Raw genomic sequence first — 9,122 nt, 5'->3', positions numbered from 1 at the left:
AGGTATTCCTTTTTGTTTGTTGTGATAATTTAAATTATAAGGAATACCTCCTTTTTTTAAACTAAAACTGTGCAATATCTATGGCTCTTAAACAAATAAATTCATTATTAGTATTGATTTTTTTTATTTATAAGTTAAAGTAATAATTACATCTTTTTTAAAAATAAGGTAAGAGGAAAAAAGTGAATAAAATAGAGGAATATACGCAATCCACTTCTAAATATGAATTATACGCATTTCTTACAGAAAAGATAATTTCTGGAGATATAAAAAACTTTTCAGAAATCTTTACTTATGCCAAAAACATTAATTTTGAAAAAGTTCATGATCATAAAGCGATATTAAAAGCTTTATTTGACATTATACGTAAAATTAATTGGGGCTTTTTTAATAATCTTGATAAAGAATCATATCCTAAACTATGGTCTCAGTTTGTAAGTGAAAATCCGAAATACAGTTTTGCAGGCGATTTAAAATTAAGTTTGTCAATAGCCGACGTTTATATAGCAATGCTTGATATACATGGTTATACAAAGTTCTGCGAAGAGAATAAAAATAATCTATCCAAACTTCATGCTTTAGATGATTTGATGCAAAATAAGGTAAGCGAGGTTACAAAATTTTATAATGTTATATCGCACAGAAAGCAGGGTGATGAAATTATTATGGTATGCCCAACTGCCACTGACGCTTTAAGTGCCACTATAGCAATTATAGGAGTATTAAGTAAGAAAAGATTATTAAATGAATATCCTAGTGTTGATACATCAGGTCTTCCAGAATTTAAAATAAGTGCAGGAATATCAGGCGGCAATACTAATAGCTCATTAATAATTACAGAAGACGGAGATTTATCAGGTTTTTTAATTAATAATGCAGCAAGAATGCAGGCAAGAGCCAATACTTTAGCACCTAAAGAAAATAAAGTAATAGTAACTAAAAATTTACAGTTCAACTTCTTAAAAGAAAACAGCAAAGTCAAAAGCGAAATTTTTGAAAAGAATATTATCTCTTTTTATGATAACGGCATGATATCATTTAAAGGTACAGAAATACCTATAGTAGAAGCTATATTTAATCCAGATGAAAAATATAAAGAATCATTTTTCAATGAGATGGAAGAGCTTATTAAAAGTGTTAAGGGCAATTTGTGGAAACAGAGAATGTTTACATCTGTTTTGGATCTTATATCAAAAGTTGCAAAATCAATGCCTCCTTTCCAAATAGATGAGCATGTTAATGAATATATATCAAGCTATACTAATAATACTATATGCGATTTATGTGATAAAGCTAATGGAGCATATGTTGTTAAAGAAAATTATAAAGAGGCTATAGATACTTTTGCTTTGATAATAAGATTATTAAAAACTATACCGAATTTTGATAAAATGGTTTTGGAATATGCCGAAAGTATTTGTGCAGGATACGAGAAAGTTTTGCCTATATACGATGTTGTTATAAAAAAAGATATAGAAGCTAATATATCTGAGATATTTCCAGCTAATCATATACCTATATTTCAAAATGTTCAAAAGGCAAATGAAACTTATAATAAACTTATGAATTATGCTATGAGCAGCAAAACCTTAAAAAGAAGAAAATCTATTTGGTATGGAATATTAGAAAAAGAACTGCCGAATTTAGTAATAAGCATGTATTCTGGAAAGAAATAAATAAAAAATAATTTGTAAATGAGCATAATTTATTTTTATTTATCTATGTAAAAATTTATTTGTTTTTACTTGCATAAAAATTTATATATGATACACTATACAACTAATAAACTGTTTTTTATTTTTTAAGGAGTATAATTTTATGAGTTTAAAAAACTTAAGAAAACTATTATTAATATTAACAGCATTACCTATAATAGCCTGCTCTCAAAATCAGGGAAATGGAAGCAGCAGCAGTTCTTCCTCATCTGATTCTATAGCCTATCTAAAAGGCGGAGAAGGCGATTGGGTATTAAAAATAGATGATTTCACAGTAAATCAAACTAACTTCAATAAAGATTTAGAAGCAGCTTTGGTGCTTCAAGGAGCTACAGCAGATCAAATAGCTTTATATGCTAATGATGCAGCTACTAAACAAATGTATGCAGACCAATTAATAAATACTGTTTTATTATTTAAAAAAGCTGAAGAAGAAAAATTCTTTGATACTCAGGAAGCTAAAGATTTTATAAACCTTTCCGTAAGAAATGTTAAGTTTCAGTATTATTTAACTAAACTTATTGCTGATGCAGCTAAAAATATACCAGATCCAACTCAGGAACAGGCTCAGGCTTTCTTTGAACAAACTAAACAGCAATTAACTCAAATGTATGGCATAACAGAATATAATACAGAAACAGCTCCTTATATAGCTCAATTATACAAAAATGCTTATGCAGAACAATTAGTCCAAAGGGATATACAGGATTTAAAAGATAAAGCTGTAATAGAAAGAAATACAGCTGTTTTGGGCGAAGCAAGCATACTTCCTCCTCAAATAGGAGCTCCTAATTCAACAAATACTTCTATAATGCCTCAAAGTAATGATTTATTGCCAAGAACAAATAATTAAAATCTAAATATAAATGGGAAAGGAAAATAATGTCTCAAAAAAATGAGAATAATGAAAAAAATTTAAATCAAGAAAGCTCGCAAGCTGATAATAAGCCTAAAATTATTGTTAAAAAAGCTAATAATAACAGCAGTAATAATGATGATAGTCAGGCAACTGCAGCTGTGAAAAAGGTTAAAAAAGTTATAGTTAAAAAGAAAATTATAATACATAATAAAGCCGATAAACAGGAAGCTCAAAAACAGGATAATAATTCTGAAAATGCTGCTAAAAACTTTAACAAAGATTCCAATAGCAGAGATAATAGGGATAATAGAGAAAATAAAAATAAGAATTATTCTCATGGCGGCAGAGAACATAAAGGTTTTAATAATAATAGAGAAAATAAAGATAATAAATTACAGCAAATTACTCCTCCTGCAGATGATGTATCTTCTTTCAAGAAAGATAACAAAAAAGAAAATAAGAAAAGAGATTACGAAAAAAAAGAGAAAGAATACGATAAAAAATCTTCTCAGAAAGATTCTAAAGCAGAAGCAGCTCAAAGACAGGAAAATAAAATCTTTAATAAAATGCAGGCTAAAAAACGTCAGCAGGAACAAAGACTTGCCAGTGTTGAAAAAGAAATCAGCATAATGGAAACAATTACTGTAGGTGATTTGGCTAAAAAAATGAATTTAAGAGCCTCTGATATCATATCCAAACTTATGGGTATGGGTACTATGGCTAGAGTTAATGATATAATAGATTCAGACACTGCTACAATTATAGCTGATGATTTCGGCTGTAAAGTTAATGTTGTATCTTTACAGGAAGAGGCTACTATTGAAGTAAAAGCAGATAAAGAAGAAGATTTAAAACCTCGTCCTCCAGTAGTAACAATTATGGGGCATGTTGACCATGGTAAAACTTCTCTTCTTGATGCTATAAGACATAGTAATATTACTTCAAAAGAAAGCGGCGGAATTACTCAAAATATTGGTGCTTATAAAGTAAAAATACCTAGCGGTGAAATAGCTTTTATTGATACACCTGGGCACGCAGCATTTACTATGATGAGAGCTAGAGGAGCTAAAAGTACAGATATAGTAATACTTGTTGTTGCTTCTGATGACGGAGTTATGCCGCAAACTATAGAAGCCTTAAATCATGCTAAAGAAGCTAATGTACCTATAATAGTTGCTGTTAATAAAATGGATCTGCCTAATGCTTCTATGGATAAAGTAAAAGCAGCCTTATCTGAATACGGACTTACCCCAGAAGAATGGGGAGGAGATACTCAATATATAGGTGTTAGTGCTTTAACCAAACAGGGTATCAATGAATTATTAGAAGCTATTATACTTCAGGCTGAAATGCTTGAATTAAAGGCTAATCCTAACAGAGAAGCTATAGGTATAGTTCTTGAAGCCTCACTTGACCAAGGAAGAGGACCTGTTGGTACTGTACTTGTACAAAACGGAACTCTAAAAATCGGAGACTATTTTGTATGCGGGCTTTCAGTTGGTAAAGTTAGGGCTATGGTTAATGATTTGGGTCAGAGAGTTACAAAGGCTTTACCTTCTACTCCTGTTGAGGTTCTAGGATTTGAAAAAACTCCTGAAGCTGGAGAATCATTTAATGTTATGCTTGATGAAAAAGAAGCTAAAGCTATAGCTGATAAGAGAGTTCAGTTAAAACAGCAGGAGGCTTTGAAAGCTAATGTTAAAGTTACTTTAGAAAACCTTTATGAAAAAATAGCTTCTGATGCTATGAAAGAGTTTAAGGTTATTATAAAGGCAGATGTTCAGGGAAGTGCTGAGGCTTTGAGAGATGCTCTTAATAAAATACAAAGTGATAAAATACGTTTTGTTTCAATATATAGTGCATCAGGTGCCGTTACTGAAAGCGATGTAAACTTGGCTCATGCTTCTAATGCTATTATTATTGCTTATAGAGTACGTCCTTCTGCTAAAGCCAGAGAGCTTGCTGAAAAATTAGGAATACCTATAGAAAGATATGACATTATTTATGAGGCAATAGAGGCTATTCAAAATGCTATGAAAGGTTCTCTTGAAAGAATCAAAAAAGAAGTTGATATTGGTACTGTTGAAGTTAGAGATGTATTCCATGTTCCTAAAGTTGGTACTATTGCGGGCTGTTATGTTACTAGCGGTAAAATAGAGAGAAATACTAGTGTAAGAGTTATGCGTGATAATGTACTTATATACACAAGTAAGATTTCTAGTTTGAGACGTGTAAAAGACGATGTTAAAGAAGTTGCTACTGGTTATGAATGCGGTGCTTCTATAGAAAACTTTAACGATATCAAAAAAGGCGATATACTTGAAATATTTAAAATTGAAGAGATAGCACAGGATTTATAATATATTTTTTGTGTATTTAATAATTATATAAGCAATGAATTTATATAAAATTCATTGCTTTTTTTATTTTCTTTTAATTTATTCAATATAATAGTTTTATGCATATAAAATATAAAAATGATATTAAAATATAATATCTCAATATTATGTATAAAATGTGTGATAAAACTGTAAAAACAATATAAGTTATCATTAAAATAATGTAAAATATGTAAATATTTATTTTTTATTATTGCTTATTTATTTTTTATATGATATAACAATAAACATGAAAAATACATAATTTAGGAAATCTAAAATGAAAGTATATTTATTAACTATTTCATTATTAGTTATGTCTATTATTTCATGCACGAAAAATACAGGCATAACAGTAACAAAACCAGGTTCAGATTTGGTTTTATCAAAGATGCAGTCTGGAGATTGGCAGAATGCCAAAGCAGATGGAAATACTCTTACAATAACAGGAAATAACGGGTATGATGGAAATTATACATTTGACAGTCCTGTTCTTGGTATAGGCGGAGTATACAAAAAAGATGATGGTTCAAGCGATTATATATTAACTGTACCTATGGGACCTGACCTTGCTGTGGTTACTCTTAATCAGGAAGGTAAAAAAGCAGTTGATGCCATATTAGATGTATTAGATGATGAAGGAGGAGAGGCTGTTATTGGTAATTTGGTTAATACCGTTATGCAAAATGGTGCTGAAAATATCGATTTAAGCAATGCTGATGAAATACTTGCAGGTACTAATCTTCCGCCTGAAAAATATGAAGAGATAAAAAATATACTAACAGCATCTTCAGGCGGATTTAAAGATGGAGATATTATAAATTAATTAAGAGTGTTAATTATGAAAAAGAGTTTAATAATATTATTTATTTTATTATGTTTGTCAAATATTGTATTTGCTAAAGGACTGCCATTGTCTACAGAAGTTACAGGAGAGGATTACAGCTGGATTAAAGGAAGACAGATGATAAGTCTTAATTTTAACCCTGGGGTATCTGTATTTTCTCCTATGCTCGTTAATACAATATTTACTCATGTAAAGCATATAGCAGGTTTTTTGGGCGTGAATTTTGGTACAATGGGTGATTATCTTAATTATGCGGAAGCTAAAGGTACATCTTGGTTTTTGCCTTCAGTTACTTATTCCTTATTTGTACATAATCAAATAGCTCTTGAGGCTGGAATAGGTATTTACGGCAGTACATATTCACTTAATATAAGTAAAGAAAATGCAGGCAAACTTTTAGATACTATGGGTCAGGGAGAGTATGCCGCTGTAATTGCTTCTGATACTAAATTCAAATCTTCATTTGTATTTATGCCTGCTACATTCGGTGTTAGATTTTATGGTAAGAAAAGACAGTTTTATAATGCATTTCGTTTAGGAATAGATGCATTTTTCTATACTATAGAAACAGAAAATGGCTTAACTGGTATAAAAACTAGTCAGTCAGTATCTGATGCGGCTGTTTATATTTCTTATGAGATTGGCTGGAATATAGAATTATTTCCTACTAAGGAATGGAGAGTTAAACCTATGCTTGATATAGGGCTTTTAGAAATAGGTTATTATGTAAGACCTTGGACTGGAAATTTATATAGTGCAGTACAGGGAAATTTAGGTGTTTTAACAGCAGGTTTTGTTCAATTACCTTTACCTGCTTGGGAAAGTATTCCTGGCTGGGCTCAAATAATTTCTAATTTAAGAATAGGTTTATTCCCTAGAATAGGCGTTAGTATAAGATTTTAATGGATGTTAGATTATGAAAAAAATTATAATATTTATATTTGCTTTAATATTATCCTTTAATACTGTCATTTATGCTGCAAGTTATGAAAATGTAAAGCATGCTGTTGGTATAGATTTCGGTACTACTATATTTTCGGCTGTAACTTTACCTGGTGTTGCCAATCTAATATTTCAGCCTAAAAACGGTGCTGCTGAAAAGTTATTTAAAGGCGGATTTGGTATAAGGTTTACATACAATTACAGATATTTACCTAAACAGGCAATAGATGCAACTTTCGGTATATACTCTTTCAGCGGTTATTACAATGGAGTAAAAACTATTAACGGAACAAGTAATTATGAAAAGTTCTATAATGCTGATGTTGTGGCTATACCTGCTTCTATTGGGGTAAGATTTTATTTCAATAAAAGAGATAAAGACAATGGATTTTTCCTTCTTCCTAAAGTTGGTATGACAATATTAGCAGTTAATGGAAGGGATTATTCTGCTGGTAAAGAACAGAAAAGTGCTATAGCTAATTTTTATATCTCTGGAGAGATGGGATTTAAGATAGATATGTTTACAAAAATGGGGGCTAATTGGCCTGTACGTCCTTTTATAGATATATCTATATTAGATTTCGGATATTCTTTTACACATGGTATAAGATTTGTTCCTCTTCCAAGACTTGCTGTAGGTGTAGCATTTTAATAATATATATTAATATGGCTTTTAATAGGTATAGATTTTTATTTCTATACCTATTTTTTTTATAAATAAAAAAATTATTCTTGTAAATAAAAAAAATATTGGTATACTATATCAATCTTATTCATCAATAAAAAATAATCTTAAAAATTAAGGGAATTATTTATGAGTATTTCTTATGCAGACAGCGGAGTTAATAGAGAAGAGGGCTATAAGGCTGTCTCTCTTATGAAAGAAGTAGTTGCCAAAACTATGCATTCAAATGTACTTAATACTATAGGAAGTTTTGGTGCTATGTATGAGCTTGGTAAATATAATAATCCAGTATTAGTATCTGGAACTGACGGAGTAGGCACAAAACTTGAAATAGCATTTTCTATGAAAAAGTATGATACAGTAGGCATAGATGCTGTTGCTATGTGTGTTAATGATGTACTTTGTCATGGAGCTAAACCTATTTTCTTTTTGGATTATCTAGCATGCGGTAAATTAAATGGAGAAACTGCTAGTTTAATAGTAAAAGGTATTGCTGACGGCTGTTATGAGGCTGGTGCTGCTTTAATAGGCGGAGAGACTGCTGAGATGCCGGGGTTTTATAAAGACGGGGATTATGATATTGCTGGTTTCTGTGTAGGTGTTGTTGAAAAAGATAAAATTATAGACGGATCTAATATTTCTGAAGACGATGCTGTTATAGGTATTTCTTCTTCTGGTTTTCACAGCAATGGATTTTCTCTTATAAGAAAACTTGTACGCGATTATAATGCCGTATTTGAAGGTGAAAAAATAGGTGAGACTCTTTTAGTTCCTACTAAAATATATGTGAAGAAAGTTCTTCCTCTATTAGAAAAATACAATATAAAAGGAATGGCACATATTACAGGAGGAGGATTAATAGAAAATGTTCCGCGTGCTATTGCTAAAGGATATAAAGCAGTTATTAAAAAAGATAGTTTTCAAACCCCTAACATATTTAATTATATAAGGTATCTTGGAAACATAAAAGAAGAAGAGATGTATAATACTTTTAATATGGGTATAGGCTTCGTTATAATAGCGTCCAAAGATGATAAAGATAATATTATAAGAGATTTAGAGGCTATGAATGAAGAGGCTTATGATATTGGTTATATTGCAAAAAATGAAGATGAGGGTAAGAGCGGAATATGCTTAGAATAGCTGTTTTAATTTCAGGCGGAGGAAGTAATTTACTTTCTCTAATAGAGATGCAGGATAAAGATGATTATCAAATTGATATTGTTATAGCTGACAGACAATGCAAAGGTATTAGTATAGCTAAAAGATTTGGTATATCATCTGTTATTATAGATAAAAAAATGCATAAAAATGATTTGTTTAAGACTATAGATAAACATCTTGATAATATAGATTTGGTAGTATTAGCAGGTTTTTTATCAATAGTAGATACTAATTTTATAAAAAAATGGAAAGGAAAAATTATTAATATACACCCATCTCTTCTTCCAAAATATGGAGGAAAGGGAATGTATGGCATACATGTGCATGAGGCTGTTATTGAAAATAAAGAAAAAGAATCAGGCTGTACTGTACATTATGTAACAGAGGTAATAGACGGCGGCGATATAATAATGCAGGCTAAAGTACCTGTAAAAGAAGATGATACCCCTGAAACCTTACAAAAAAGAGTACTTGTAGAAGAGCATAGAATACTGCCTGAAACTGTAAAGCAATTATCTAAAACTATTTAATT

The 9,122-nt window shown here is 30.4% G+C and carries 8 protein-coding genes; all 8 read left to right on the top strand.

Translation table 11 applies throughout. The features are described from left to right. Nucleotides 1–182: 182 nt before the first annotated feature. The 8 genes from Q1X91_RS04425 (at nucleotide 183) to purN (ending at nucleotide 9,120) form a co-directional block, all read left to right on the top strand. Complete coding sequence (locus Q1X91_RS04425) at nucleotides 183–1,676, top strand: hypothetical protein (RefSeq protein ID WP_300753745.1); 1,494 nt, start codon at nucleotides 183–185, stop codon at nucleotides 1,674–1,676. 142 nt (nucleotides 1,677–1,818) lie between these two features. Next, the gene (locus tag Q1X91_RS04420) at nucleotides 1,819–2,568 is read left to right on the top strand and encodes a hypothetical protein (RefSeq protein WP_300753743.1); all 750 of its coding nucleotides are present in this window, start codon (nucleotides 1,819–1,821) and stop codon (nucleotides 2,566–2,568) included. Between the two features lie 29 nt (nucleotides 2,569–2,597). After that, entirely contained in the window at nucleotides 2,598–4,934 is a 2,337-nt protein-coding gene (gene infB / locus Q1X91_RS04415; RefSeq protein WP_300753741.1) for a translation initiation factor IF-2, read from the top strand. 298 nt (nucleotides 4,935–5,232) lie between these two features. Next, on the top strand, nucleotides 5,233–5,778 hold the full coding sequence (locus Q1X91_RS04410) for a hypothetical protein (protein ID WP_300753739.1): 546 nt from the start codon (nucleotides 5,233–5,235) through the stop codon (nucleotides 5,776–5,778). 15 nt (nucleotides 5,779–5,793) lie between these two features. Next, nucleotides 5,794–6,702, top strand: a complete 909-nt coding sequence (locus Q1X91_RS04405; protein ID WP_300753737.1) for a hypothetical protein — start codon at nucleotides 5,794–5,796, stop codon at nucleotides 6,700–6,702. A 13-nt stretch (nucleotides 6,703–6,715) separates the two neighbouring features. Further along, nucleotides 6,716–7,393 (top strand): hypothetical protein, encoded by a 678-nt coding sequence (locus tag Q1X91_RS04400; protein ID WP_300753735.1) that lies wholly within the window; start codon nucleotides 6,716–6,718, stop codon nucleotides 7,391–7,393. A gap of 162 nt (nucleotides 7,394–7,555) precedes the next feature. After that, nucleotides 7,556–8,569: a phosphoribosylformylglycinamidine cyclo-ligase gene (gene purM, locus Q1X91_RS04395; protein WP_300753733.1), complete on the top strand. Its 1,014-nt coding sequence runs from the start codon at nucleotides 7,556–7,558 to the stop codon at nucleotides 8,567–8,569. After that, nucleotides 8,557–9,120 carry a phosphoribosylglycinamide formyltransferase gene (gene purN / locus Q1X91_RS04390; protein WP_300753731.1) on the top strand — a complete coding sequence of 188 codons (564 nt, stop codon included), beginning with the start codon at nucleotides 8,557–8,559 and terminating at the stop codon, nucleotides 9,118–9,120. Before purM ends, purN begins: the two co-directional genes overlap by 13 nt. The last annotated feature ends 2 nt before the right edge of the window (nucleotides 9,121–9,122 follow it).

Origin of the sequence: uncultured Brachyspira sp. (assembly GCF_949287625.1) — a bacterium.
Lineage (GTDB): Bacteria > Spirochaetota > Brachyspiria > Brachyspirales > Brachyspiraceae > Brachyspira.
This window is presented reverse-complemented; position numbering and strand designations above follow the sequence as displayed.